General features: G+C 74.3%; 21 protein-coding genes. 10 read left to right on the top strand and 11 right to left on the bottom strand.

The window, feature by feature from the left end; translation table 11 throughout:
* Nucleotides 1-298 precede the first annotated feature (298 nt).
* The 7 genes from ACFC1T_RS36230 to ACFC1T_RS36200 all read right to left on the bottom strand — a co-directional run bounded on the left by ACFC1T_RS36230 (nt 299) and on the right by ACFC1T_RS36200 (nt 5,285).
* Nucleotides 299-571 (bottom strand): peptidoglycan-binding protein, encoded by a 273-nt coding sequence (locus tag ACFC1T_RS36230; RefSeq protein WP_375896435.1) that lies wholly within the window; start codon nt 569-571, stop codon nt 299-301.
* 261 nt (nt 572-832) lie between these two features.
* Nucleotides 833-1,303: a DUF3291 domain-containing protein gene (locus ACFC1T_RS36225; RefSeq protein WP_375896432.1), complete on the bottom strand. Its 471-nt coding sequence runs from the start codon at nt 1,301-1,303 to the stop codon at nt 833-835.
* A gap of 32 nt (nt 1,304-1,335) precedes the next feature.
* Nucleotides 1,336-1,989 carry a helix-turn-helix transcriptional regulator gene (locus tag ACFC1T_RS36220; RefSeq protein WP_375896429.1) on the bottom strand — a complete coding sequence of 218 codons (654 nt, stop codon included), beginning with the start codon at nt 1,987-1,989 and terminating at the stop codon, nt 1,336-1,338.
* A 135-nt stretch (nt 1,990-2,124) separates the two neighbouring features.
* The gene (locus tag ACFC1T_RS36215) at nt 2,125-2,913 is read right to left on the bottom strand and encodes an AAA family ATPase (RefSeq protein ID WP_375896427.1); all 789 of its coding nucleotides are present in this window, start codon (nt 2,911-2,913) and stop codon (nt 2,125-2,127) included.
* Nucleotides 2,914-3,018: 105 nt separating this feature from the next.
* Nucleotides 3,019-3,495, bottom strand: a complete 477-nt coding sequence (locus ACFC1T_RS36210; protein WP_375896424.1) for a DUF308 domain-containing protein — start codon at nt 3,493-3,495, stop codon at nt 3,019-3,021.
* A gap of 106 nt (nt 3,496-3,601) precedes the next feature.
* Nucleotides 3,602-4,363, bottom strand: a complete 762-nt coding sequence (locus ACFC1T_RS36205) for an ABC transporter permease (RefSeq protein ID WP_375896421.1) — start codon at nt 4,361-4,363, stop codon at nt 3,602-3,604.
* A complete protein-coding gene (locus ACFC1T_RS36200) occupies nt 4,353-5,285 on the bottom strand; it encodes an ATP-binding cassette domain-containing protein (RefSeq protein WP_375896418.1) in 933 nt (310 codons plus the stop codon). The genes ACFC1T_RS36205 and ACFC1T_RS36200 overlap by 11 nt, the downstream gene beginning before the upstream one ends.
* Nucleotides 5,286-5,453: 168 nt before the next feature.
* Between ACFC1T_RS36200 and ACFC1T_RS36195 the strand changes: the two genes are divergently transcribed.
* Together ACFC1T_RS36195 and ACFC1T_RS36190 are read left to right on the top strand one after the other, a co-directional pair.
* Nucleotides 5,454-6,749 (top strand): sensor histidine kinase, encoded by a 1,296-nt coding sequence (locus tag ACFC1T_RS36195; RefSeq protein ID WP_375896416.1) that lies wholly within the window; start codon nt 5,454-5,456, stop codon nt 6,747-6,749.
* A gap of 115 nt (nt 6,750-6,864) precedes the next feature.
* Nucleotides 6,865-7,539 carry a response regulator gene (locus ACFC1T_RS36190; RefSeq protein ID WP_375896414.1) on the top strand — a complete coding sequence of 225 codons (675 nt, stop codon included), beginning with the start codon at nt 6,865-6,867 and terminating at the stop codon, nt 7,537-7,539.
* 66 nt (nt 7,540-7,605) lie between these two features.
* Here ACFC1T_RS36190 and ACFC1T_RS36185 read toward each other — a convergent pair whose 3' ends face one another.
* On the bottom strand, nt 7,606-8,436 hold the full coding sequence (locus ACFC1T_RS36185; protein WP_375896412.1) for a hypothetical protein: 831 nt from the start codon (nt 8,434-8,436) through the stop codon (nt 7,606-7,608).
* Between the two features lie 514 nt (nt 8,437-8,950).
* Here ACFC1T_RS36185 and ACFC1T_RS36180 point away from each other — a divergent pair.
* A complete protein-coding gene (locus ACFC1T_RS36180; RefSeq protein WP_375896409.1) occupies nt 8,951-11,914 on the top strand; it encodes a BTAD domain-containing putative transcriptional regulator in 2,964 nt (987 codons plus the stop codon).
* Between the two features lie 104 nt (nt 11,915-12,018).
* Here the strand turns inward: ACFC1T_RS36180 and ACFC1T_RS36175 are convergent, their stop codons facing one another.
* Together ACFC1T_RS36175 and ACFC1T_RS36170 are read right to left on the bottom strand one after the other, a co-directional pair.
* On the bottom strand, nt 12,019-13,599 hold the full coding sequence (locus ACFC1T_RS36175; RefSeq protein WP_375896406.1) for an FG-GAP-like repeat-containing protein: 1,581 nt from the start codon (nt 13,597-13,599) through the stop codon (nt 12,019-12,021).
* Nucleotides 13,600-13,705: 106 nt separating this feature from the next.
* Nucleotides 13,706-14,941 carry an FG-GAP-like repeat-containing protein gene (locus tag ACFC1T_RS36170; RefSeq protein WP_375896403.1) on the bottom strand — a complete coding sequence of 412 codons (1,236 nt, stop codon included), beginning with the start codon at nt 14,939-14,941 and terminating at the stop codon, nt 13,706-13,708.
* Nucleotides 14,942-15,338: 397 nt separating this feature from the next.
* Between ACFC1T_RS36170 and ACFC1T_RS36165 the strand changes: the two genes are divergently transcribed.
* The 6 genes from ACFC1T_RS36165 (at nt 15,339) to ACFC1T_RS36140 (ending at nt 23,459) form a co-directional block, all read left to right on the top strand.
* A complete protein-coding gene (locus ACFC1T_RS36165; protein WP_375896401.1) occupies nt 15,339-16,319 on the top strand; it encodes a hypothetical protein in 981 nt (326 codons plus the stop codon).
* Nucleotides 16,320-16,345: 26 nt separating this feature from the next.
* The gene (locus tag ACFC1T_RS36160; protein ID WP_375896399.1) at nt 16,346-17,131 is read left to right on the top strand and encodes a thaumatin family protein; all 786 of its coding nucleotides are present in this window, start codon (nt 16,346-16,348) and stop codon (nt 17,129-17,131) included.
* A gap of 57 nt (nt 17,132-17,188) precedes the next feature.
* Complete coding sequence (locus tag ACFC1T_RS36155; protein WP_375896396.1) at nt 17,189-18,007, top strand: glycoside hydrolase family protein; 819 nt, start codon at nt 17,189-17,191, stop codon at nt 18,005-18,007.
* Nucleotides 18,008-18,311: 304 nt separating this feature from the next.
* Nucleotides 18,312-20,522 carry a PQQ-binding-like beta-propeller repeat protein gene (locus ACFC1T_RS36150; RefSeq protein ID WP_375896394.1) on the top strand — a complete coding sequence of 737 codons (2,211 nt, stop codon included), beginning with the start codon at nt 18,312-18,314 and terminating at the stop codon, nt 20,520-20,522.
* Nucleotides 20,519-22,648 (top strand): protein kinase, encoded by a 2,130-nt coding sequence (locus tag ACFC1T_RS36145; RefSeq protein WP_375896392.1) that lies wholly within the window; start codon nt 20,519-20,521, stop codon nt 22,646-22,648. Before ACFC1T_RS36150 ends, ACFC1T_RS36145 begins: the two co-directional genes overlap by 4 nt.
* A gap of 25 nt (nt 22,649-22,673) precedes the next feature.
* Nucleotides 22,674-23,459, top strand: a complete 786-nt coding sequence (locus ACFC1T_RS36140) for a hypothetical protein (protein WP_375896390.1) — start codon at nt 22,674-22,676, stop codon at nt 23,457-23,459.
* A gap of 143 nt (nt 23,460-23,602) precedes the next feature.
* On the opposite strand, the gene ACFC1T_RS36135 is transcribed toward ACFC1T_RS36140, so the two are convergent.
* The gene (locus ACFC1T_RS36135; protein ID WP_375896387.1) at nt 23,603-23,791 is read right to left on the bottom strand and encodes a hypothetical protein; all 189 of its coding nucleotides are present in this window, start codon (nt 23,789-23,791) and stop codon (nt 23,603-23,605) included.
* A 215-nt stretch (nt 23,792-24,006) separates the two neighbouring features.
* Here ACFC1T_RS36135 and ACFC1T_RS36130 point away from each other — a divergent pair.
* The coding region (locus ACFC1T_RS36130; RefSeq protein WP_375896385.1) for a Fic family protein at nt 24,007-25,397 on the top strand (1,391 nt) is incomplete at its 3' end.

The following is a 25,397-nucleotide window of genomic DNA, read 5'->3' as shown; positions in this document are numbered from 1 at the left end:
CCGAGAGATCTACCGAGTCCTGACCACGCCCAGCACACCGAGCACCACCACCGAGCAGCTCACCATCGCTGCTTGACATCCATAAGAGCATCCGGGGCCCCAGGCCGCCGCCGCGCTCCGGAGCTGCCCGGCGGCGGCGCCGGGGTGCACCGGCCCGCCGCCCATCTCGCGTACACCGCGGGCACGGGCTACCAGCGGCGCCGGCTGCGGGCGTTCGCGATCGACGGCGTCCACGACGCCAGACGGCCCTGCCGCTCCTTCGCAGGAGTGGCAGGGCCGTCTGGCATCATCGGCGAAGCTACGAAGTCGTCGGGATGTAGTCGTGGCAATAGTCCATGACGCCCAGCGGATTGATCTTCCAGTACGAGTTCCACAGGGCGGTGCCGGTCCTGGGCCCGACAATGCCGTCGATGTCAAGGCCGTTGCCGTACGCGCGCTGGAAGTCCTCGACCGTGCTCTTCGTGTCCGGCCCGAAGTCGCCGTCCACGGCGATCTTGTGGCCGAGGCCGACATCGTTCAGGAAGGCCTGAACACACGAAACCGCGGGTCCGTGCCGACCCCTTCTGCACACAAGGGGCGCTGATGGAGGCCTCGGCCGTTCCGCTGAGGCCGATGACCACGGACAGCGACAACGTCAGGCCCGCAGCGATCCGTGCTGTTGCGCGCGTGCTCTCAGTCGCCACGGACACGGCTCCTTGACCGGGGCCGCCGGCCCACCGAACGGCGTGCACGCGCCGGCGCTCCACCGCCGCAGGTTGAACGCCCGCAACTTGGACGGCCTGAGGACCTGCCCCCCCGGGGGGCCGGTCCTCAGGCCGGCGGGAGCGGCCGTTCACGCGCCCGTGAGTGGCGGGGCTGCGTCCGGGGTGCGAGGGGAGTTGAAGGTGAAGGCGCGTGGGGAGGGACCGTTCTGGCGCAGGTCGGCCAGTCGTTCCAGGGCCTCGTCGATGTCCGGCAGGTGTCCGGCCGGGACCCACCACAGGACCAGGTGCGCCTCGACGTTGCGTTCGAACCACTCGCGTCGGCGCCGCATCGCCTCCAGGTGCCCGCTGCGGTAGGTGAACTCCCACAGCGCCTCCTGGCTCTCCCAGACCGACATGTTGACGACGACGTCCTCGCCCGCCGGGCGCAGGGCGCTCGCGTCGTCCGTCCCGTCCGCGGTGAGCCGCCAGACGAAGCCGGGGGCGGTGTCGGCGGCAGCGTTGATCGGGGAGACCATCTCGACGAACGGCGCGATGCGCGGGTCGTCGACGGGGTGGCGGAGCGTGGCGACGTTGAACTGGGCGAGGTGGTGGGAGGTCATGGCGCCATCCCAGCACGGGCCTTCTTTCTATGTCAATCAGTATTGTTTTTAGAAGGCTCGACCACCACGCAGCACTCCCCCGGCCGGGCGTCCATCCGGGCACGGAGGGTGCCGTCCGCGCCGAGAAGTCCCTCCAGGAGGGCGAGGTTCATGCCGCAGACCAGGGGCGGGAAGCGCTCGGCGACGGAGTGGAAGGGACAGTTGCGCATGCGGACGGCCCCCTCCTCCAGGCGGGGTTCGTACCCGCGGGCGGCCAGCAGCGCGACGGCCTCGTCGAGTCCCCCGCAGGGCGCGGCCGCTCCGCGCTCGGCCTCTCCCCTCCGCCGCGCGGCTGCGCGCAGCCCGTCGTCCAACCCGGCCCGCTCGGCGGCCTCGGCGAGCAGTTCGGCGGCTGTCCGGTAGTCGCGCGCGGGCAGCGACACCCCCAGCTCGGCGCACGTGCGCGTGTACACCTTCGCCGGCCGCCCCGCCCCCGGCCCCGACCGCCCGGTGAGCCTGCGACTGCCGCTCTCCAGCAGCCCGGCCTCGACCAGCTTCTCCAGGTGGTGCGCCGCCAGTGTCCGCGCCACCCCGACGGCCTCCGCCGCCTCGTTCCGGCCCACCTCGCGACCCTGGGCCGACACGTACTCGTAGAGGCGGCGGCGCACGGGGTCGTGCAGGGCGGCGATCGCTTCGATGTGCTCCATGCGGCCATTCTAGGAACAATGGCCATTGGAGATAGAGGGGCTGGTCGCAGGGCCGGCGGGCCCGGGCGAACGCACCCGGCGCGCCGACGCGGGCACAGGCACGGGCACGGCAGTCGGCGACGAGGCTGCTGTCGATCAGGACGGTCCGGATGCGTCCGTCGGGCCCGGTTCGTCCTCGCCGAACAGGTCGCGCAGGAAACGCTCGGGCCGGTTCACGAAGGCGCGGGTCAGCGTGACGGGTTCGGCCTGGTCGTATCCCACCTGCTCGATGGTGCCGTCGGCTTCGAGTTGCAGGATCCGGGCGCCGGGGAGGGCGAGCAGGATCGGCGAGTGCGTCGCGATCACGAACTGGCTTCCCTGGGTGATGAGTTCGCGCATTCTGACCATCAGGGCCAGGCAGCCCTGCACGGAGAGCGCCGCCTCCGGCTCGTCGAGGACGTAGAGGCCGTTCGGCCCGAAGCGGTGGAGCGCGAGGTCCAGGAACGACTGGCCGTGGGAGCGTTCGTGCGGGGAGCGGCCGCCGTAGGCGGGCAGCAGCGGGGTCGGGCCTTCGCGGTCCAGGCGTTCGATCTCGGTGGCGACGTTGTAGAAGCTCTCCGCGCGCAGGAAGTATCCGGTGCGCGGGCGCCGGTTCCAGCGCAGCACCAGGTGCTCCCCCAGGACGGACTCGCTGGAGCGGGTGGCGAAGCGGAAGGACTTCGACCCGCCCTCGGCGTTGAACCCGGCGGCCGTGGCGATCGCCTCGATCAGGGTGGACTTGCCCGAGCCGTTGTCGCCGACCAGGAACGTCGCCCCGGGCGCGAACTCGATCCGCCCCGACTCGGCGAGGCGGGCGACCACGGGCAGGTCGAACGGGTAGCCGCCGGCCTCGGGGCCCGGTTCGACCTGGACGTGACGCAGGAACCCCGGGGCGAAGACACTCATCAAACGATCGTAGGCCGGGGCGCCGACACCGGCCGCCGGGCGGCGGGGTCGGCCCCCCCCGCCCGGTGCAGCGGGAGACGAGGGGCCGGGCCGCATGGGCCCCGGCTACGTCGCGGGCTCGGCCGTGGCCTTCGCCGCCGCCGCACGCCAGGTGGCGATGGTGGCGGCCGCCTTGGTCTCGAAGTCCGGGTCGCGCCAGGCGCCCGGCATGCCGATCACCGCCGGCAGCTTGAAGTCGCCGTGCTCGCGGTGGGTGACCCGCACGACGTCCCCGGAGTCGGGGCGGTTGCGGTTCTTCCCGACTGCGACGTTGGTGACGTCCGCCCAGGCGAACCGCTTGCGGGAGCCCAGGGCCCCGGTCCACCAGATCTCGCGCTCGTCGAAGCTCACGCTGCTGAAGGCGCCCCTCACCTGGAGGAGCCCGCTGATGATCAGGAGGACGCCGAAAGCCATGACGGCGGCGGTCCGGACGTTCATCGGGAGGAGCGAACCGCGGTGGAGAAGGTAGGCGCCACCGGCCAGGAAGAGCGTCGAGAAGATCCACTGACGGCGTATCTGTGCCGGATGGAGACGGTAGGTCACGTGTTTCACCAGCGGATCTTGGCAGGTCGGACGCATCTGAGGAAGCGTCACCGTCGCCCCCTCCCGGAACCGGGTGCGCGGACGGAAGGCGGTGCGGAACCATCGTTCAGCTGTCACGGCTGCGCAGCGTGAGGTAGCCGGCCAGCAGGGCCGCCGTCGTCCAGGCCGCGAGGACCAGCAGGCCCGTTCCGGGGTTGAGGCCCGGAGCGGCCTTCATGACCTCGGCGCCGGCGTGGTCGGGCAGGTAGCGGGCGAGGGTGCGCAGCGCCGGGACGGCGTTGGCCACCGGCGTGAGCACGAAGACGAGGGCGAACAGCAGCGGGAGGGAGAGTGCCGTGCTGCGCAGCGTCGTCGCGATGCCCAGCGAGAACAGGCACATGAGGGTCAGGTAGAGGCAGGCTCCGAGGACGGCGCGCAGCGCTCCGGGGTGGCTCAGCTCGACGCCGTGCGGGCCCAGGGCCGTCTGGGAGGCGAGGAAGGCGAGGAACGTGGTCGGTACGGCCACGAGCAGGGCCACCGTGGTGGCGGCGGTGATCTTGGCGAGGTAGAAGAGGCCGCGGCTGGGTACCGCGGCGAGCGAGGTGCGGATCATGCCGCTGCCGTACTCGGTGCAGACCAGCAGGACGGCGAAGGCGATCAGGGCCAGCTGGCCGAGCTGGATGCCGACGAAGCCGGCGTCCACCGGATCGAAGTCGGGGCGCAGCAGGGGGCTGTGCCGGTCGATCGCGGAGCGGGCCGAGGCGCCGTTCACCACGCCGGTCCCGACGCTGACGACCAGGGCGAGGGCGAGCGGGACGAGCGTGGAGCGGACCGTCCCGATCTTGGTCAGTTCGGCCCGGAGCACGGCCGTCGGTGCGTTAGAGGGCATGGCGGTCCGTCCCCGTGGGGGCCTCGGCCCGGTACTGGGCGGCGGCGCCGGTGAGGCGGAGGAAGGCGTCCTCCAGGGAGGCGGTGCGGGTGGTCAGTTCCCCCGGGACGAGTCCGGCCTCGGCGGCGATCCGGCCCACCTGCTGCGTTCCGGCGTCATCGACGACCACGGCGCCGCGTTCCTCCTGGTGTGCCGTCAGCCCGGCGCGGGTCAGGGCGCCCAGCAGCCGGTCGGGCTGCGAGGTGCGGACCAGGACCTGGGGGCGGCAGTTGTCGGCGATGAAGTCGTCCATGCCGGTGTCGGCGAGCAGCCTGCCGCGTCCGATCACCACCAGGTGCTCGGCGGTGATCGCCATCTCGCTCATCAGGTGGCTGGCGACCAGGATCGTCCGGCCCTCGGCGGCCAGGCCCCGCAGCAGCGTGCGGATCCAGCGCACGCCCTGCGGGTCGAGGCCGTTGACCGGTTCGTCCAGCAGCAGCGTCGGCGGGTCGCCGAGCAGTGCGGCGGCGATGCCGAGCCGTTGGCCCATGCCGAGTGAGAAGCCGCCGGCCCGGCGGGAGGAGACGGACTCCAGGCCCACCAGGGCGAGTACCTCGCGGACCCGGGCCGGGCCGATGCGGTTGGTCCGGGCGAGCCACAGCAGGTGGTGGTAGGCGGTGCGGCTGTTCTGCACCGCCTTGGCCTCCAGCAGCGCGCCGACGTGCCGCAGCGGTTCGCGCAGTTCGTGGTAGGCCTTGCCCTCGTAGTGGACGTGGCCCCGATCGGGGCGCTCCAGGCCGAGCATCAGCCGCAGGGTGGTGGACTTGCCCGCCCCGTTCGGGCCCAGGAAGCCGGTCACCCGGCCCGGCCGGACCGTGAAGGTGAGGCCGTCGACGACGACGGTGTCGCGATGGCGCTTGGTCAGTTGCCGTAGTTCGATCACGGCATCAGGCTGCCGTGGGGCAGCGCCGTGGCACATCGGCCGGCGATCCGACCTGTGGCCTCCGCCGTGCGGTGGAGGCGGGGCGGCTCCACCGGCGCCGTCTCCTACCGTGGTTGGTCATTCCCCGGGCTGAGGTGTGCGCGTGGTCGGGTGGATACGGTGGGGCGCATGGCCCCATTCCCGCCGACCTGGCCGACGCTGTACCGCGAGGGTGTCGTCCGGCCGCTGCGCCGGGGCGAGTGGGTGGCGGTCGACGGCGTGACGGCGGTGGTGCTGACCGCGCTGTTCCTGGCGTTGCCGGGTCCGGCGTGGGGCTGCTACGGCGGGTGGTCGGCCCGGATCGCCCTCGCGGCCGCGATGGGGCTGCCGCTGGCCCTGCGCCGGGCCCGTCCGGCCGCGGTCTGTGCGGTGGTCGCGGTGGCCTCGGTGGTGGCGTCGGTGGCCGGCGCCGTCCGGGAGCCGTTCCTCGCGGTGGCCTTCGCGCTCTACCAGGTGGCGGTCGCCGTCCCGGCCCGGCGGGTGCCCACCGCGGTGATCGGGGTGGTGAGCGCCGGTGTGTCGGTGCTGCTCCTGGTCTCGGGCTCCCCGGCCGGCGGCGGGCAGGACCTCGTGCTCCACGTGGCCGGCCTGGCGCTGGCCGGGATGGCCTGGGTGCTCGGCCGGGCGGTCCGCGAGCGTCGTGCGCACGCCGCCCGTTCGGCCCGGCGGGTCGCGGCGGAGGCCGTCACCGAGGAACGGCTGCGGATCGCCCGGGAGTTGCACGACATCGTGGCGCACCACGTCGGGGTGATCGCGGTGAAGGCCGGGGTGGCCAATCACCTGCTGGCCGCCCACCCGGAGGGGGCCGGCGAGGCCCTGCAGGTGATCGAGACGGCCAGCCGCTCGGCGCTGAGCGAGATGCGGCAGATGCTCAGTGTGCTGCGGGCGGGCGGGTCCGAGCCGGAGGCCGACGGAGCGGACGGGCTCCGGCCGGCGCCCGGGCTCGCGGCGCTGCCCGGGCTGGTGGCCGGTGCCACCGCGGCCGGGCTCACCGCCGAGCTGCGCACCGAGGGCACCGCCGACCTGCCGCAGGGGGTGCAGAGTTCGGCGTACCGGGTGGTGCAGGAGGCCCTGACCAACGTGCTCAAGCATGTCGGGCCGACCCGTTGCCGGGTCGAACTGGTCGCCGATGGGCGGGAGTTGCGGATCGAGGTGACCGACGAGGGTGGTGCGGGGGGCCGCAGCGTCCGCCGACCGGGCCGGCCCGGCGGGCATCCGGCCCGGCACGGGCCCGCCGGGGCGGACCGGGCGGACGGGCACGGGAGTGGTCGCGGGAGTGGTCACGGCCATGGCCTGATCGGCATGCGGGAGCGGGTGGAGTTGTTCGGCGGACGCTTCCGGGCCGGGCCGCTGTCCGGGGGCGGCTTCGCCGTCCGGGCCGAACTGCCGTACCGGGCCGTGGCGTCGGCGAGGGAGGATCCTTGATCAGGACCGGCATGATGGACCGTGCCCGTGCCCGTGCCCAGGGCCGGGGCGCCGGACCGGCCGGGTGGGCGCCCCGGCCCCGGGGCGGAACGACGAACGTGTGGTGGAGGACCGTGTGACCGAGCCCGTCCGTGTCCTGGTGGTGGACGACCAGGCGCTGCTTCGCGGCAGCTTCCGGATGCTGATCGACGCCGAACCCGGTCTGGTCGTGGTCGGTGAGGCGGCCGACGGCGCCGCCGCGATCGAGGCGGTGGCCGAGCAGAAGCCCGATGTGGTGCTGATGGACGTGCGGATGCCCGGCACGGACGGCATCGAGGCCACCCGGACGATCTGTGGGCGGAACCCGGACGTGCGGGTCCTGATGCTCACCATGTTCGACCTGGACGCGCACGTCTTCGCGGCGCTGCGGGCCGGAGCCGCCGGGTTCCTGCTCAAGGACATCCCGCCCGCCGAACTGCTGCACGCGATCCGGGTGGTGGCGGCAGGGGAGAGCCTGCTCTCGCCGAGCGTCACCCGGCGGTTGATCTCGGAGTTCTGCCGTCGTCCGGCCGCCGAACCGACCGGTCCGCCGCCCGTGCTGGACGGTCTGACCGGCCGGGAGCGGCAGGTGCTCCAACTGGTGGGCGTGGGACGGTCCAACGCGGAGATCGCGCAGGAACTGCGCGTCTCCGCGGCGACGGTGAAGACCCACCTGAGCCATCTGCTGGACAAGCTCGGCGCCCGGGACCGGGTCCAGCTGGTGATCGTCGGGTACGAGAGCGGTCTGCTCACACCACGCCACCGGGTCTGACCGGTCGGCGGGGCCACCGGGGCGTCCCGCGCGTACGGGCGGCGGCCTACGCGGCCGTGCTCCCGGCTACGGCTTCGCCTTGCCGGCGACGAACTCGTCCCAGGTGGCGACGGTGTCGGCCGGGGGCGCCGTGATGGCCGGAACGGCGCCGAAGTCGGAGTACTCCTCGACGACCTCGCTGCGGCCCTTGCTGCCGGTGGTGACCTGCTGCGCCTTCAGCACCAGGTCGTCCTTGCCGACCCACATGTCGAGGACCGCCGAGGTCTCGCCCCGCCGCTTGGCCAGCTGGACGTAGTAGTCGCGCACCTCGTCCTTGATGGCGGGCCCGCTGTAGTGGGCCAGCTCGTCGAAGACCACCGTGCCGCGGTAGTGGTCGGCCGGCCGGCCGCCCACCTGCTCCTCGCCGACCCAGGAGGTGGACCCGGTCGTGGCGAGCGAGCCCGCGATCTCGTTGACGAACCCCGCCGCCCGTGCGTTGCCGGGGCTGCCGGCCGTCTTCTGGTCCATGCGGTACCAGCTCTTGCCCGGGACGTGGTCCGACTTCATGTAGATGCCGTCGCCGGTGGCGATGATGTGGTTGAAGCCGCTGGGGTTGTCCTCGGACTTCTCCCCCCAGGACTTGATGGCCGAGGCGTACGGCTGCTGCTGGAAGAACATCTCGGACCTGTCGGATCCGCCCCCGCCCGTCTGGACCGTCTTGTAGGAGGCCTGTTCCGCGGTCTTCCTGGCCGCGGCCATCAGGACGGTCCGGGCGTCGGTCCGGGCGTCGGCCCGCTTCGTCGCCGCCTCGTTCCCGCTCCGGGCCGCATCGCCGCCGTGGGGCTCCCCGCCGCCGTGCGACTCCCCGCCGCAGCCTGCCAGGGCAAGCGCGAGCGCCGCCCCCGCGGCCGCCGCCACGACGCCCCTCCTCATCACCCGCACAGCTCTGATTCCTCCTCGGTCGTTTCGACATGCATGACCATGGTTGTTGCCCGGGCCGGGCCGGACCGCCGACGATCTCGAGCGTCCGCCTCCCGAAGCACCACCCGCCCGCGCCGGGCGGGCCGCTCCACCCGCGAAACGGCGGGCGACCCCGGGTTAAGGTCAGTTTGACGATAACATCCTTCGTCCCCGGACCGACAACCGCTGCCCCGGCGGCCCCGGCGCGGGCGAGCACCTCCCCCGCCCCGAGCCGCCCGCCGGGCGCCGAGGCGTACCGGCCCGCCAGACCGGGCCGCGGTGGGAAGGCCTGACGGCCGACCAGACCGACGGCCGGGGAGCAGCGGCGGGGCGGTCGCGGTCGCCGAACGGCGCCGGGCGGCGGCAGCGCGCGGGGTGAGCCCTCTTGAACACCCCGGGCACCCGTCCCTACGGTGTCCGTGATCACCGCGCACGAACAGCCGGCGGGGTGTGTCAGACCGGGGGATCGACGATGTACTTCAGCCTGCTCGGCCCGCTTCTCGTCCGCATCGGCGGCCAGGAGCGGGCGGTCGGCGGCGCCAAGGTCCGCACGCTGCTCGCGGTGCTCCTGCTGGAGCCCGACCGGCCCGTGCCGTCGGACCGGCTCAGGACCGCCCTGTGGGGCGACAGCCCGCCGGCCTCCTCGAGTGCCTCGCTGCACAACATGCTGGCCCGTCTGCGCGCGCAGCTGGGCGACGAGCGCGGCGAACGCCTGCGTTCCACCCCGCTCGGCTACGTCCTGGAGGTCGCCGCGGGCGAGGTGGACGCCCGGGTCTTCGACCTCGGTGTCCGGCGCGCCCGCGAGGCGCTGTTGCGGGAGGACTGGGACGCCGTACGGGAGGAGTCGGCGGCGGCGCTCGCCTTGTGGCGCGGCGTTCCGCTGGGCGAGTTCCCGGACCTTCCCGAGGCGCAGGTTCCGCGTCGCCAGTGGCAGGAGGCCCGACTGGAGGCCCTGGAGTGGCGCATCGAGGCGGAGCTGCGCCTCGGTCGTGTCCGGGGGCTGGTGCCCGAACTGACCGCGCTGGCGAACGAGCACCCGCTGCACGAGGCCTTCCACGCCCAGCTGATGCGCGCCCTGCACCGCCTCGGGCAGCGTTCCGAGGCCCTCGCCGTCCACCAGCGGCTGCGCCGCGCCTTGGTCGAGGAGCTCGGCATCGAGCCCGGGCTCGCCGTCCGGACGGCCCATGAGCGGGTCCTGCGCGACGAGGACGAGTACGGGGAACGCCCGGGCGGTGAGGGCCGCGCGGGCGGTGCGGAACACGGCGGACGCGGCGGGGGCGGGGAGCCCGGCGCCACCGGGCGGCCCGTGAGAACCGTCCGCCCGCAGGCCCAACTCCCGGCCGCCCTGGCCGACTTCACCGGCCGCGAGGGCGACCTGCGAGCCCTGACCGAGTTCCTCGCGGCCGAGCCCGCCGGCGCCCTCCCCCGGGTCGCGGTCGTCTCCGGCATGGGCGGCATCGGCAAGACCGCTCTCGCCGTCCAGGCCGCCCACGCCGTCCGGCACCACTACCCCGACGGCCAGCTCCACGCCGACCTGCGCGGCTTCGGCGCCGCCCCCGCCCGCGACCCGCACGAGCTGCTCGCCGCCCTGCTCGCCGCCCTGGACGACCTCCCCGACCTCCCCGAGCAGACCTGGCAGACCTGGCAGACCGAGCACCCCGACCGCCCAGGGCAGGCCGGGCGCCGTTCGGGCCCCGGCGCCGCGGTGCGGCCGCTGCCCGAGGACACCGACGACCGGGCCGCCCTGCTGCGCACCGCCCTCGCCGAGCGCCGCGTCCTGCTGGTGCTGGACAACGCCCGCGACGCCGCCCAGGTGGAGCCCCTGCTGCCGGGCGGCTGCCGCAGCGCCGTGATCGTCACCTCGCGCAACGCCCTGCCCGACCTGCCCGCGGGCGCCCGGCTCTCCCTCGCCCCGCTCGACGTCGAGGAGCAGCGCGCCCTGCTCTCCCGGCTCTGCGGCCCCGAGCGGATCCGGCAGGACCCGGACGGTGCGCTGCGCCTGCTGGCCGCCTGCGCGGGCCTGCCCCTGGCCCTGCGCATCACCGGCGCCCGGCTCTCCTCCCGTCCGGCCTGGAGCCTGGGCGCCCTGGCCGGGCGCCTGGACGACAGCCGGGGGCGGCTGCGCGCCCTGTCGGTGGGGCGGCTGGCCGTCGAGACCACCTTCGCCACCAGCTACCTCGCCATCCGCGACAGCGAGGACCCGCTGGAGCGCGAGGCCGCCCGGGCCTTCCGGCTGCTGGGCCTGTGGGCGGGCCACACGCTGGGGGTCGACGCCTCGGCCGCCCTGCTGGACCGGCCCCGGGAGCACACCGCGGACCTGCTCGAACTGCTAGCGGACGTCCACCTGGTGCAGACGCCGGAGCAGTGGCGCTACCGCTTCCACGACCTGCTCGGGGAGTTCGCCGCCCAGCGCGCCCTGGAGGAGGAGAGCGCCGGGGCCCGTGAGGAGGCCGCGCTGCGGCTGGGCGTCTGGTACGCGCTCGCGCTGGAGGCCGCCGGCACGGCCGTCGACGCTGCGGGCGCGCCGCGCCTGGCCGAGCCTCCCGCCGCACCGGTGCCCGTCTTCACCGACCCCCAGCACGCCCTGGACTGGTGCCGGCGGGAACTGCCCGTCATCAAGGAGGTGATCCGCCGTGCCGCGGACTCCTCCCGCCCCGATCTCACCTGGCGGCTCGCGATCTGGCTCATGGGGTACGCGAACACCTTCTGGTGGACGGGCGAGTGGGACACCTGCCTGAACCTCGCCCTGAGGTCCGCCGAGGAGCGCGGGGACCGCCTCGGCCAGGCGTGGACGCTGCGTCGGCTCGGCGCCTCCCACGGCATGGCCTTCCGCAACGACCAGGCGATCGAGACCACCTGGGCCGCACTCGCCGTCCTCGACGGCGGACACGATGACGACGTCTGCCGGGCCACCGTCCTGGCGAACCTGTCCATGGCCCTCGGTCAGCGGGGCGAGGGCGGCCGGGCCCTGGAGTACGCCCAGGACGCCTGGACCCTCCAGCGGCGGACGGGAGCGGAGGAGGGCGCGATCAGGGTGCGGGCGGCCCTGGCCACGGCGTACCTGCGCAACGAGGACTTCGAGGCCGCCCTCACCCACTTCCGCCGGGTCCTCGAAGCCTGCCGGGCCCGCGGCAACCTGACGCACGTCGCCGTGACGCTGGCCAACATCGGCGACTGCCTGGTCGGACTGGGCCGGCAGGAGGACGCCTTCGCCGCTCTCGACGAGTCGCTGGCGATCCGCCGCGGCTTGGGGGACATGAGCGGCATCGCCGACTGCCTGATCATCACCGGCCGGGCCCACGCCCACTTCGGCCGGCTCCCGCAGGCCCGTACCTGCTTCGAGCAGGCCGCCGGGATCAGCCGGGACCACTCCATCCCCGCCCTGCTCCGGCGGAGCCTCGACGGCCTCGAACAGCTCCGGGGCGTGCGGCGCTGAACGTGCCGGTGCCGCCCGGGGGCCCGGGCGGCACGCGCGGCACGTACGGTCGGCCGCACGGCGCGGGGCACGTACGGTCGGCCGCGCGGTACGGACGCGTACGGTCAGCCGGTGGGCACTCCGCCGGCCACCTGGCCGAGGCCGGTCCAGCCCCCGCGGCCGTCACCGCCGTTCCAGGCGTAGACGAGAGCGGCGTTGGACGGCGGGTCGGTGCGGATGTAGTCCGCGTTGCCGCCGCCGTCGAAGTCGGCGAACTGCACCCGGCTCTGGTCCGTGGTGAGGCCGCTGGCGGCCTGGCCGATGCCCAGCCAGCCGCCGCCGGTGTCGCCGCCGCGGTTCAGCCAGATCCGTACGGCGCCGCTGGGGTCGATGACGGCGTAGTCGGCCCTGCCGTCGCCGTCGAAGTCGGCCAGGCGCACCCGGCTCTGGTCGGTGGTCAGGCCGCTCGCGACGGTCCCGAGGTCCTGCCAACTCCCCTGACCTGCGGTGAACTTGTTGAGGTAGGCGTGCACGGAGCCGTCGGGGTTGATCACCTCGTAGTCGGCCTTGCCGTCCCCGTCGAAGTCGGCCAGGCGCACCCTGGTCGGGTCGGTGGTCAGACCGGTGGCGACGACCCCGATGTCCTGCCAACTCCCCTGGCCGCCGGTGTACTTGTTCAGGTAGACGCGGACCGAGCCGTCCGGGTTGATCACCTCGTAGTCCGCCTTGCCGTCCCCGTCGAAGTCGGCCAGGCGCACCCGGGCCGGGTCGGTGGTCACACCGGTGGCGACCTGGCCGAGCGGCTGCCAACCGCCGTGCCCGTCACCGCCCTTGTTCAGCCAGACGTCGACCGCGCCGTCGGCGCCGATGGTGAGGTAGTCGGCCTTGCCGTCCCCGTCGAAGTCGGCGTACCGGACGCGGCCGAGGCCGCCCGACTCGCTGGCGGTGTCGGAGGCCACGGATGCCCGCGCCGCACCGTCGGAGAACGCCTGGTCCAGCCCGCCGTAGAAGGCCTGCGCGATCCGCCGGTAGCCGCTGTCGTTGGGGTGGAGGCGGTCGGACATCTCGGCGGGGCCCAGGGCGGGCGGGTCCACGTACCGGAAGGAGTTCCCGGCTTGGGCCTCGACGGCCTGCAGCTGGCGGACCCGGTCGTTGTAGACGGCCGGGGACTCCTGGAGGCCCTGGGTGGTGGGGATCACGCCCTCCATGACCACGGCGGTGCCGGGCCGGTCCGCGTAGATCCGGTCGAGGAGGGCCTTGAGGCGCTCGGGCGCGTGCGCCGGGTCGGCGCCGCGGTCGAGGTCGTTGACGCCGATGTGCAGCAGGACGACGTCCGGGTGCGCGGCGGCGAGCCACTGGTCGATGCCGGCGCGCAGGTCGTCGACCATGTCGCCGGAGTGGCCCTCGTGGGCGAGGTCGGGCAGCTGCCCGCCGGCCTGGGAGCCCACGAACCGTACCGTGTAACGGGATTGGCCGGCGACGAGGCTCCACAGCGGGGCCCGGTAGGACGAGCCGGTGGCGCTGCCGGCGCCCGCGGTGATCGAGTCGCCGAGCGGCATCACGCGCAGCGAGGGTGCGGCGGTAGTGGTGGTAGTGGTGGTGGCCGGCGTGGCGGCGTGCGCGGCGGCCGGTGCGGCGGCGTGGGCGGCCGGTGCGGCGGCTGCGGCGAGCAGGGTGCTCAGGCCGAGGGCCAGGATGCGTTTCAAGGTCTCCCCCATGACGTGCGGTCGTTCGGTTGCGGAGGGGGCTCCGGTTGACGGACCGGAGCCCCCTCGGGCGCCGGCGACGGGTGGCCGGCGCCGGTCACGGGTGTCAGGCGCCGGTGGCGACCTGCCCGAGGTTGGTCCAGTTGCTGCCGCCGTCGTAGCGGTAGACGTTGACCGAGTTGTTCGGGTTGGTGGTGATGTAGTCGGCCCGGTTGTCGCCGGTGAAGTCGGCGAGGACGACGGCGTTCTGGTTGGTGGTGACGCCGGTGGCGATCTGGCCCATGGCGGACCACTGGCCGTGGCCGTCGACGTTGCGGTACGCGGTGAGCGAGCCGTTGCCGTTGATGACGGTGTAGTCGGCCTTGCCGTCGCCGTCGAGGTCGGCGAAGCGGACCCTGCTCTGGTCGGTGGTCAGGCCGGTGGCGGAGATGCCGATGTTCTGCCAGCCGCCGCCGGTGTCGCCGCCGCGGTTGAGGTAGGTGGTGACCGAGCCGTCCGCGTTGATGACGTTGTAGTCCGCCCGGCCGTCGCCGTCGATGTCCGCGAAGCGCACCCGGCTGAGGTCGGTGGTCACGCCGGTGGCGACGGTGCCCATGTCCTGCCAGCCGCCGCCGGTGTCGCCGCCGCGGTTGAGGTAGACGTGCACCGAGCCGTCCGGGTTGACGGCGATGTAGTCGGGCAGCCCGTCGCCGTCGAAGTCGGCGAAGCGCACGCGGTTGGGGTCGGCGGTGATGCCGGCGGCGACCTGGACGGGCGAACCCCAGTCGCCGCGGCCGTCGCCGCCGTTGTTCTGCCAGACCGTGACGGCGCCGGTGGCGCCGATGGTGATGTAGTCGTCCTTGCCCCGGCCCCAGAAGTCCGCCCACTTCACGCGGCCGTTGCCGGCCTCGGTGCCCTTGTGGTGGTCCCAGTGCGTCCTGATCATGCGCCACTGGGCGTCATCGCCCTGGAAGCCGGTCCTGCAGACGGGGTTGCCCTGAGCGACCTTCAGGTAGCAGCCCTTGGGGCTGGCGACGCTCGTCCAGCGGCCGTCCACCCCCAGCTCCATCCAGGCGAGCCCGTAGTCGTGGCTGCCGCAGCCCACGGTCAGGACGTTGGAGCCGTCCGTCGCCAGGCAGGAACCGCCGTAGTACATGGAGCCGTCGACGATCTGGTTCTGGTACCCGGTGACGAAGTACTGGTTGTCGTTGCTGCCGCAGGGCTGGAGTGCGACGGGCCACGCACCGATGTCGGTGGTTCCCACCAGGCACAGCCCCGTCGCCTTGTTCTGGATCTGGAACGCCAAGGGATGCACGTCGGCCGACGCCTGGCCGGCGGAGAACGACAGGCCGGCCACCAACATGGCGACGACGGTCAGGCCGGCTCTGATCCGGCGGAATCGGGGAACTCTGATCTTCACGTGTCCTGCCTCTGGCGTTGGGTGCGCGTGACCGGCCCGGCTTCGCTGCCGGACCGGTCACGCGGTGACGCCACGAGGCTGGCAGGGTGCTCCAACAGCGACCCAACAATCAACCAACCGTGCACCGTTGCGGAACGGACCACCTCCGCACCCGACAGCTCCGACTCTTCTCGGCGGGCCGGGCGGCCTTTCGCGATGCGGACATGACAGCTAGCGTACGTACGAGCTGCCCGGTCCATGACGGTCCGTCACCGGATTCCGCCGTGGACTCGCGCGGTACGGACGGGACGCCGCGCCCGCCCGCATGTTGAAGACGTCCGTCGCACACCCTGGAGAGCCCGTGGATCCCCGCCCCGCTTCCCGTCGGCAGCGCCTGCGCGTTCCCGGCGCCGCCTGCGTCGCGCTGCTGTGTTCCGTCGCCCTCGGCGCCGCGACACCGGCGCAGGCCTTCAGCGGGGGCAACCACGAGAGGATCACCCGGGCCGCCCTGGGGGCCGCGGGCTGGCACCCGGCCTCGCTGACGGCGATGGCGGACGGGAACTCGGGCGCCATCGTCGCCAACGACCACGGCGAGTACTTCGGCATCGGCAAGCTGCACTGCGACAACGCCGACTACCTCGACCCCCGGTACGACAGCCGCTACCCCCGCACCCGCGGGCAGGCCGACGCCGAGATCATCGACTGCGTCGACAGTTCCGTCCACAACTTCAAGCGGGCCGTCGCCGCCGCGGACCGGCTGGTCGACGCGAACGGGCACGTCGTCGCCGCCCAGACCGCCATCTCCCCGGCCTGCGACTGGAACGACCGGCCGGGACGGGCGAAGTGCGAGGTGCTGGAGGACCTGGGCCGCGGCTGGCACCAGATCGAGGACTTCTACGCCCACAGCAACTGGGTCGACCAGGCCGGCCCGGGAGCCGTCGGCGTCAAGAACCCCCCGGGCCTGGGCAGGACCGACCTGCCCGCGTTCTTCTCCATCGCCCGCTACAGCTCCATGAGCAGGCCCGACTGGGCCAAGGACGCCACCGCCCACATCCCGCACGACCTGGCGACCGGCTGCTACCCGGACCGCGACCACAGCGGAACGGTGTCCGACTGCGCGAACCGCGTCACCCACGACGGAGTGCTGAACAAGGACACCAAGGACACCCCGCGCTCGGCCGTCGGCCACAACTTCGACCGCGCCTACGACCTCGCCGTCAAGGACATCACCCGCCAGTGGAACGACTTCAAGGACGAGCTCCGGCGCAGGTACCCGACCAACGGCCGGGCGCAGGCGATGATCTGCGCCATCACCCATGACCACCCGGACAAGACCTGCTGAGCGGAACGGAACGGAACGGAGACGTCATGCGAAGGTTCCTGACCAGGCTGTTCGTCGCGGCGGCGGCCGCCACCCTGACCGTGGTGCTGCCCGGTGCGGGCGCGGCGGCGCCGGCCCGCACCGGGCCCGCCTCGGTCGCGGTCGCGGCGGTCAACCACACGGTGACGTTCGTGAACCACTCGTCGCAGCGGCTGTGGATCGGAAGCGGCGTCAACGCCGACGGGTCGAAGCAGTTCACCCGGCTGCCGGTCCTGGCTCCCGGGCAGTCGGCGACGGTGACGATCCCCGAGACCACCGCCCCGTTCCACTGGCGGGGGAAGTTCTTCGCCCGCCAGGACTGCGGCGGGGCCTCCGGCAACGGCTTCCACTGCCGGGTGGGCGACTGCGGCCCGTTCGCCGACCACTGCACGACGGGCGAACAGCCCGCCAGCCTCGCCGAGTTCAACTTCGACGCCAAGGACGGCGCCGCCCCCTGGTACGACGTGAGCTACGTGAACGCGTTCTCGCTGCCGGTCACGATCACCCCGGTGAACGCCTCGATCCCGGCGGGCGGGGGCTGCGACACCCGGGGCTGCGCGAAGGACCTGCTGCCCTCCTGCCCGCCCGCCGACCTGACGCGCGGGCCGGACGGCAAGCCGCTGCTGTGCACCAACCCCAGCCGCGACGCCCAGAGCGACTACAGCCGCGCGCTCAGCGCGAAGTGCCCCAAGGCCTACACGTGGTCCAAGCAGGACCAGGTCCCGGGCAACAAGGTGATGCAGCAGTGCAGCCGTTGCAGCGGCTTCACCGTCACCTTCGGGCCCTCCGCGTGAGCGCCCCGGCCGCGTGAGCGCCCCGGCACGACCGCCTGATCGAAGGAGAGGAACGCCTTGCCACGTCGAACACGTCTGTTCGCCGCCCTGCTCGCCGTGCTGACCTGCCTCACGGTCGGCACCACGGGCGACGCGTCCGCCGCCCCGGCGAAGAAGAAGGGCGTGAGCGCCTGGAACTTCACCGACGTCACCAAGGCCATGGCCGACGCCAGGGTGGGCTGGTTCTACACCTGGGCCTCGGACCGGCAGCAGATCAGGCCGCCGGCCGGCGTCGAGTTCGTCCCCATGATCTGGGGTGCGGGCTCGGTGACCGACGCGCAGCTCGCGACGGCCCGGAAGGAGGGCACGACCCTGCTCGGGTTCAACGAGCCCGACCTGCGGGGCCAGGCCTCCATGAGCGTCTCCCAGGCCCTCGACCTGTGGCCCCGGCTCCAGTCGACCGGGATGCGCCTGGGGGCGCCCGCGGTGGCGGGCGGCGGCGACGTCGCGGGCGGCTGGCTCGACCAGTTCATGAAGGGCGCCGCCGCCCGCCACCACAAGGTCGACTTCATCCCCCTGCACTGGTACGGCTCGGACTTCCGCGCCGATGCCGCGACCGGTCAGCTGCGCAGCTACCTCCAGGCCGTCCACGACCGCTACAAGAAGCCGATCTGGCTCACCGAGTACGCCCTGATCGACTTCTCCGGCGGCACCCCGAGGTACCCGACGCCGGAGCAGCAGGCCGCGTTCGTGACGAAGTCGACCGCCATGCTCCAAGGGCTCCCCTTCGTCGAACGCTACGCGTGGTTCACCCTCTCCGCGGACCGCGGCGGCACCGGTCTCTACCACCGGGCGACGCCCAACCGGATGGGCGAGGCCTACCGCGCGGCCGGCTGAGCACCCCGCCCGGCGCCCGTCAGCGGGTGCCGGGCGGTGCCGGGTGGCTCGCGCGGGCGAGGGCCTGCCGGCGCAGGCCGCGCAGTTCGTCGAGCGTGGTCACCGGCGGCTCCGGCCGAGCGGCGCCGATCGCGAAGTGGCCTGAGGGAGAGGAAATCTGACGGCCAGTCCGATGGTGATCCCGCGCATGCCGATTCCCTCCCGCCCGCCGGACGGGGGCCTTCGATGGACGGAAGGGGTCCACCGGATGACCTGTCCGTGCCACTCTGTCTGGTGACGGCGGCGAGGGCACGGGGGAGGCTTGGTGGCTGCCAAGGGTGACAGCGAGGGCACCGGGGCGCGGGCGGCCGTGTTCGTGGGCCCCCATCAGTTGCTGCGGCCGTTGGGCGAGGGCGGGATGGGGGTGGTGTACCTCGCCCGCTCGCCCGGGCTGAGGCTGCTCGCGGTGAAGGTCATCCGGCCCGAGTACGCCGAGGACCCGCAGTTCCAGCGCCGGTTCCAGCAGGAGGTGGAGGCCGCCCGGCGGGTGACGGGGTTCCACACGCCGCCCGTGGTGGACGCCCAGCCGCGCGGTCCGCGGCCGTGGATGGCCACGGCGTACCTGCCGGCGCCGTCGCTGGGCGAGGTGGTGCGGCGGTTCGGCCCGCTGGGCGAGGCGGGTGCGCGGGCGCTGGGGGCGGCGCTGGCGGAGGCCCTGGCCGCGATCCACGCGGCGGGGGTGGTGCACCGTGACCTCAAGCCGGGCAATGTGCTGATCGCGCGGGACGGTCCGCGCGTCATCGACTTCGGGATCAGCCGGGCCTTCGACGCGGTCCACCTGACCCGGACCGGCATGGTGTGCGGCACCCCCGGCTACATCGCCCCCGAGCGCGTCGTCTCCGCGTCCGTCACCTTCGCCTCCTCGGACGTGTTCTCGCTCGGCTGCCTGCTGGTGTACGCGCTCACCGGCCGTACCCCCTTCGGCGCCGGTGAGCCCGCGCAGATCAACCGGCGGGTGGTGTACGAGTGGCCGGACCTGTCCGGGGTGCCCGCCGCGCTGGGCCCGCTGGTGGCCGCGTGCCTGGACAAGGACCCGGGTCGGCGGCCCACGGCGGCGGCCGTGCTGGCCGCGCTGGCCCCGGCCGATCCGGCGGCGCTGCTGAGTCCGGGGTTGCTGGCCGACTTCGAGGCCCGGGAGCGGCAGGCCGGGATCGACCTGGCGGCGCCGCCCGCGGATCCGCCCGCGCGGGCGGTGCGGGCGTGGCGGTCGCTGAGCCGGCGCGGGCTGTTCGGCCTCGGTGCCGGGCTCGGCGCGGGCGCGGCGGCGGCCGTGGGCGTGCCGCTGCTGCTCACCCGCCGGGCCCGGGCGGCGGCCGGGGCGGCGACGGTCGGTGACCCCGTGGACGCGTGGGGAGCCGACGCGGGCGGCGCGGGCAGTGCCGGGGCCTCGCCCGGTGCGCCGGCCCCGCTGTGGAGCCGGCCGTTCAGCGGCGTGACGGTCCTCCACCAGCTGTCCCTCGTCGGCTCGACACCGGTGTGGTGGACCGAGGGCACGGGCGCGACCGGCGTGGACCCCTCGACGGGGCGTACGGCGTGGTCCCAGCAGGAGGTCCAGTTCGTCCAGGCGCAGGGCGGGCTGCTCTACGGGACGTCCACGGACTTCGCGAGCCTGGTGTGGCTGGACGCCTCGGCGCAGACCCACCGGATCCCGCTCGCCGTGCCCGCCGACCAGCACATGTACGCCGCGATGACCCTGCGGGTCTTCGGCGCGGACGACCGGACCGTGGTGACGGCCCGGCAGACCTCCGCCACCGGCGGCGGGCTCCTCGCCGGGACCGACGCGGGCAGCGGCGAGGTGCTGTGGCAGCACGACGTCGCCGAGAACCTGGCGGTGTCGATGGCCCGCCACTCGGAGTCCCTGTGCAGCGGTTCCGGCAGCGCGATGGGCCTGGTCGCCGACGGCAGGTGCTACTACCGGGACGGTGACGTCCTGCACGCGCTGGACCTGCGCACCGGCGAGTCCCGCTGGCAGGCCGCCGGCCTCGCGCCCACGGGCGCGGGGGTGCCCGCGCGGCTGCTGCGCACCGGCGACCTGCTGGTGGTCGTCGCCAACCGGACGGTGGTGGCCGTGGAGGCGGCGACCGGGCGGCAGCGCTGGACGGCTCCCCCGGTCCCGCAGGCGGTCTTCGGCTGTGCGCTCGGCGGCGACCGGCTGCTGCTGTCCGGGGCCCAGGGCACGGCCTACTGCCTGGACGTCACGACCGGCCGGGGGCTGTGGCACTGCACCGTGGCGGCCGTGACCCTTCCGAGTGCGAGCGGGGACTTCCGGGCTCCGTCCGCGGGTGACGGCTTCTTCGCCGTCCCGCTGCCGGGCGGGCCGTACGGGACGGCCGTCCTGGACGCCGCCCGCGGCACGGTCCGCTGGGTGGCCCGGCCGCCCTCCGACGAGGGCCTGTGGACCACCGCGGCCGACGGCCCGACGCTCTACTGCGCCTCCGCCACCACGCTGCGCGCCTTCCGGGCCGGTGCCGGATGAGCGCGCGCAGCATCGGCCCGTACCGCGTCCTGCGCAGACTCGGCGCGGGCGGCATGGGCGCCGTCTACCTGGCCGCCACCGGCAGCGGGCGCCCGGTCGCGGTGAAGACCGTGCAGGAGCAGTACGCGGCCGATCCGGAGTTCCGGCGCAGGTTCGCCCAGGAGGTGGCCGCGGCCAGATCGGTCAACGGGGCCTACACCGTGGCGGTGGTGGACGCCGACACGGAGGCGGAACTCCCCTGGCTGGCAACCGAGTTCGTCGCCGGACCGTCACTGTACGAGGCGGTGGCGCGGCACGGCGCGCTCGCCCGGCCCGCGCTCCACGTCCTGGGGGCGGGCCTGGTGGAGGCCCTCGCGGCCGTCCACCGCGCCCGGATCATCCACCGGGACCTGAAACCCTCCAACATCCTGGTCGCCCGGGACGGCCCGAGGGTCATCGACTTCGGGATCAGCAAGCCGACGGCCGACGCGCTGCCCACCGCGAGCGGCCAGATCATCGGCACACCCGGGTTCATGTCCCCCGAACACGCGGCCGGCCGCACCCTCACCCCCGCCAGCGACCTGTTCTCGCTGGGCGCCGTACTGGCCTTCGCCGCGACCGGCCGCGCGCCCTTCGGCGAGGGGCCGCCCGCGGTGCTGGTCTACCGGGCCTCCGAGGAGCCCCCCGACCTGGACGGGGCGCCGCCGGAGCTGACCGGACTGCTGGTGCGCTGTCTGGACCGGGACCCGGCCCGGCGGCCCGCACCGGCCGAGCTCGCCGAGGCCTTCCGGTACGGCCCGGCGGTCGGCACCGACTGGATGGGCGGGGCGGAGCGGACCGTACGCGGGCGTGAGCGTGAACTGGCCCGGGTGCTGAGCGATCCGAACGGCACCCGGCGCCGGCTGCTCGTCCTCGGCGGCGCGCTGCTCGCCACGGCCGCCGCGGGCGGGGCCACCCGGCTGCTGTGGCCGGGAAACGCGGGGGCGCCCCCGAAGGCCTGGTCGGCGCCCCTCCCCCGGGCCGGGATGGCGCCGGTGGCCTGCGGCCCGGCGGCGGTGGTGTGCGCGGACCGCACGGGGGCGGTCGGCTACGCCCGCTCCGACGGACGGGTGCTGTGGACCAGCACCTCGGAGGCGGGGGCGTCCCCGGTCGGCGACGGCGGGCGGGTGTGGTCGGTGGACCAGGACGGCTCGGTGCGGGCGCGCGACGCGCGCAGCGGCGCCGACCTGTGGCGCTCGTCCGACCCGGTCCCCGGTGCGCAGGCCCTCGCCCTGCCGCTGCCGGGCCTGCTGCTGGTCACCGGGGCGGACGGAGCCCTGCACGGCTACGACGCGGCCGCGGGGCGCAGGCTGTGGAGCGGTGCGGCGCTGGGCACCTCCTTCCGCGTCCAGGGCATGGACGCGGCGGGCCTGCTGGTCGTCACGGTCCTCGGCGATCCGGCCCTGCTCGCCGGCGGCGCCTTCCGCTTCCTGGCGCTCGACCGCGCGAGCGGGCGCCAACGCTGGTCGCTGGACGCCCAGGAGCTGTACGCGCCGCCGAGCGGCACCAGCCTGTACGCCCTGGACCCGGACCGCGCCCTGACCGCCGTGGACGGCGGGCGCGGAACCGCCCTGTGGAGCCGGCCCAGCGGCCTGCCGCCGGCCTCGGCGACCATGTCCGCCGGTTCCTACCTGGGTTCGCTCGCGCTCCGTGGAGCGGTGCTCACCTGCCTGCCCGTCTCCGGGACGACGGCCACCGACGGGCAGATCCCGACGGCGGCCTTCGACACCACGGGCGCCCGGCTGTGGAGCGGCACCCACACCGGCGCGATCACCGGGTGCGCGGACGTCGCGGCCCTGGTCGCGACCGGCGGCCCGCACGGCGCGTCCGGCACCGACCCGCGCACCGGGGCCACCGCGTGGACCTGGCCGTCGGCGCAGGGCGCCGCCACCGTCCGGGGCTCCTGGGGGAACTCGGTCCTCGTCACCGCGCCCACGGACACGGGCGGGATCGCCCTCCAGTCGCTGGCCGGCGCCGACGGCAGCCCGCAGTGGCACCAGGCCTTCGCCCGCCAGCCCGGCGACCCGCAGGTCCTGGTCCAGGACGCGGCCCTGCTGGTCGGCTACGGGCCCACCCTGACCGCCTACCACCTGTCAGCCGGCGGCTGACAGCCTTCGAAGGGTTCCGTACGAGATGGCCGAGATCGAGGACACCCCTCCGGCGACCCAGCCGCTGCCCACCCTCCCGCGCACGAGCCCCCTGCCGGCCCAGGCCGTTCCCGCCACCCTCCCCGACCCGGCGGACCTGCGCCCGGGCGGGCCCGCCCGGCGGTGGACCTGGCTGCTCGGGGGCATCACGGCCGGCGCGGGCGCCGCCGCGCTCGTCCTGGGCCTGGTGGCCAACCTCGTCACGCCGACCGTGACCGCCTCGTCCGCGGCGAACTCTTCCGCCGCAGTCGCGTCCTCCGGCCCGGCGTCCCCGTCCGCGGCGCTCTACACCGCCTCAGCGGCCGGCTGCTCGCTGGTGCACCCCGAGACGGTCGCCCGCTATGCCAAGGGCGCCCCCTGTACCGAGCAGAAGCCGATCGGGGGCATACCGGTGACGGGCGGGAGCTGGACCAGCCAGGACTCGGGCCTGACCATGCTGCAGGTCCTGGTCACGCTGTCCCCAAGCACCGACAGCATCTACCAGGAAACGTTGAGCAGCGCCCGGACGGCGGCGGCCACCAGCGCCGGCACCATGAAGATCACCGACGACCGGTCAGTCCCCGGCATCGGGGAGAAGGCGACCCTGCTCTACACCGTTGCGTGGGGTTACGGCCGCATCGAACTCGTGGTGCTCCAGCGCAACGCGCTCATCACCGTCAACTACCAGGCGTCCACCCGCTCCGGCTACACCTTGAAGGACGTCCCGCCCTCGGAGGCCGAGGCCGCCGCCACCGCCGCCGCGCGGGACGCCCTGGGCACCCTCACCGCGTGAGAACCACGGCGCCCCCGACTACACGGTGCGATCCGCAGCCGCAGTTCGTACTCCTCGGCTCCGGCGGCACCCGCCTGCTCGCCTGCTCGCCGTCGTCGAGGACAGCGTCGCAGGTCAGGAGCCTGCGGCAGGCGGCCGGGTGGTCAGATCTGGCGGTCCGGGTCGGAGAAGGTCAGGCCGCCGACCGCGAGCGGACGCCGGGCCGGGGCGGGCACTGCGGCGGTCTCGCCGGGCGGCTGCCGGAAGTCGGCGCCCTGCTCGAGCGGCGGCCGGCGCGCGCCGGACTGGGTGGGCAGGGGCGTGTCGGCGGCGGTCGCGGAGAAGGTGGGCATTACGAGAGGGCTGTGGTCTGTCATGATCGACAGTGTCGCAGCACGGACCGGGCCGCGTCGCCACCCTCCCGGAACCGGTGGGGCCGGAGCGGGGTCGCACAGCCCTCGCGGGTGCCCCTGGGCGGTTGCGGCGATGCGGGCGGTACGGGCGGTACGGGCGGTGCGGGCGGAAATTGCGTTGCCCGGACCCCTGGCCCCCGTGGCACCCTGACCCGGTGTCCGACGCGCTCTACCCCGCAGGCCTGACCTGGGACGAGGTCGACCCCGCCGCCCACCCCTTCGACCCCGCTTCGGCCGCGCACGTGGTCCGCTCCCTCGGCCCGGCGCGGCGGGTGCCTTCCCGGCCGGACCCCGCCGTCGATCCGATCGGAGCCAACTGGGCGCGGGAGGCGGCCAGGCCCTGGACCGATGCCATGACCCACGTGCTGATCGAGCACTACGGCCGGTGGGCGGCGGGGTGGCGCTGGTCGGTCGGCGAGGCGGACGTCGACGGCGGGCCGGTCGGGAACTGGTGCTGCGGGTCGCACTCGATCACCACCGCGGAGCAGACCCTCGACCGGGTCGTGGCCTCGCTGTGCGAGTGGCGCGACTGGCTGGAGCACCTCGCGCGGTGGTTCGAGGCCTACCCCCTGGACCCGGAGACCCTGGTGGCGGACCGGATCCTGTGGGAGCGCGCCGCCCGCAACCTGATCCTGCAGGTCGCCGACCGGACCGGCGCCGAGAGCGGCTGGTACGGGCACTGCCGGCAGGTCCTGGGCTGGTTCCTCACCTACTGGGGCGTCGCCCCCGAGACGGCCGAACGGCTGGTGCGACAGGCGGCCGGCGGCCGGTTCAAGAGCTGGACCGCGCCGGACACCGTCCTGGCGGAGGAGGTCGCCGAACGGCTCGTCGGCCCGCTGCGCCCGCAGGACACCCACTGGTCGCCGGCCCCGGGCGGGCTCCCGGACCACCTGGAGCGCTGGCTCGCGGTACGCGGGAGCGTGCCGTGGCCGGACGGCGAGGCCGGCACGGACGGCGCGGACGGCGCGGACGGCGCGGACGGCGCGGACGGCGCGGACCACGAGCCGACGGCCTCCGCCCGCGACAGCGCGGCGGAGGACTTCCGCTCCTTCGACGCCGCCGTGGACCCTGCACGCGCCGCCGGCCTGCTCACCGCACTGGAGCTGGTGCGGGCCGACGCGGCGCGAGGTGCCACGCTCGACTTCGAGCTGCTGCGCAGCTGGCAGCAGCACGTCCTGGGCACACCCGAGCCGCCACCGCTGCGCACCCGCCCCGCCTTCGCCAAGGGCGGCGAGGAGCGCTACGGGATCGGCCCCGACACCGGCACCCGCCTCGACGCCTGCCTCGCGCAGGCCACCGACAGCCGGCCCTCGCTGGCCGCCAGGGCGGCCCGGGCCCACCTGGACGTCTGCTTCTTCCACCCGTTCGACGACGGCAACGCCCGCGCCGCCCTGCTCACCCTGCTGTTCGTACTGGCCCGCGAAGGCCGCACCCTCGACTCGGTGATACTCGTCCGCCGGTTCGGCCACCGGGCCGACGACCCGCAGGACGCGCTGAGCCTGTGCCGTTCCGTCGAGCTCGATCTCAGGCGCTGCGCCGCCGCCCG

Origin of the sequence: Kitasatospora sp. NPDC056076, assembly GCF_042266305.1 — a bacterium.
Taxonomy (GTDB): Bacteria; Actinomycetota; Actinomycetes; order Streptomycetales; family Streptomycetaceae; genus Kitasatospora.
Note: the sequence above shows the minus strand (reverse complement) of the source record. Positions and strands in the feature narration are given on the sequence as shown.

What these genes read in the sequence shown, in the direction of transcription:
- ACFC1T_RS36225 (WP_375896432.1), bottom strand. Translation starts at nt 1,303, where the DNA reads ATGACCTCCCACCACCTCGCCCAGTTCAACGTCGCCACGCTCCGCCAC.
- ACFC1T_RS36220 (WP_375896429.1), bottom strand. Translation starts at nt 1,989, where the DNA reads ATGGAGCACATCGAAGCGATCGCCGCCCTGCACGACCCCGTGCGCCGC.
- ACFC1T_RS36215 (WP_375896427.1), bottom strand. Translation starts at nt 2,913, where the DNA reads ATGAGTGTCTTCGCCCCGGGGTTCCTGCGTCACGTCCAGGTCGAACCG.
- ACFC1T_RS36205 (WP_375896421.1), bottom strand. Translation starts at nt 4,363, where the DNA reads ATGCCCTCTAACGCACCGACGGCCGTGCTCCGGGCCGAACTGACCAAG.
- ACFC1T_RS36195 (WP_375896416.1), top strand. Translation starts at nt 5,454, where the DNA reads ATGGCCCCATTCCCGCCGACCTGGCCGACGCTGTACCGCGAGGGTGTC.
- ACFC1T_RS36180 (WP_375896409.1), top strand. Translation starts at nt 8,951, where the DNA reads ATGTACTTCAGCCTGCTCGGCCCGCTTCTCGTCCGCATCGGCGGCCAG.
- ACFC1T_RS36170 (WP_375896403.1), bottom strand. Translation starts at nt 14,941, where the DNA reads ATGTTGGTGGCCGGCCTGTCGTTCTCCGCCGGCCAGGCGTCGGCCGAC.
- ACFC1T_RS36160 (WP_375896399.1), top strand. Translation starts at nt 16,346, where the DNA reads ATGCGAAGGTTCCTGACCAGGCTGTTCGTCGCGGCGGCGGCCGCCACC.
- ACFC1T_RS36145 (WP_375896392.1), top strand. Translation starts at nt 20,519, where the DNA reads ATGAGCGCGCGCAGCATCGGCCCGTACCGCGTCCTGCGCAGACTCGGC.
- ACFC1T_RS36140 (WP_375896390.1), top strand. Translation starts at nt 22,674, where the DNA reads ATGGCCGAGATCGAGGACACCCCTCCGGCGACCCAGCCGCTGCCCACC.
- ACFC1T_RS36135 (WP_375896387.1), bottom strand. Translation starts at nt 23,791, where the DNA reads ATGCCCACCTTCTCCGCGACCGCCGCCGACACGCCCCTGCCCACCCAG.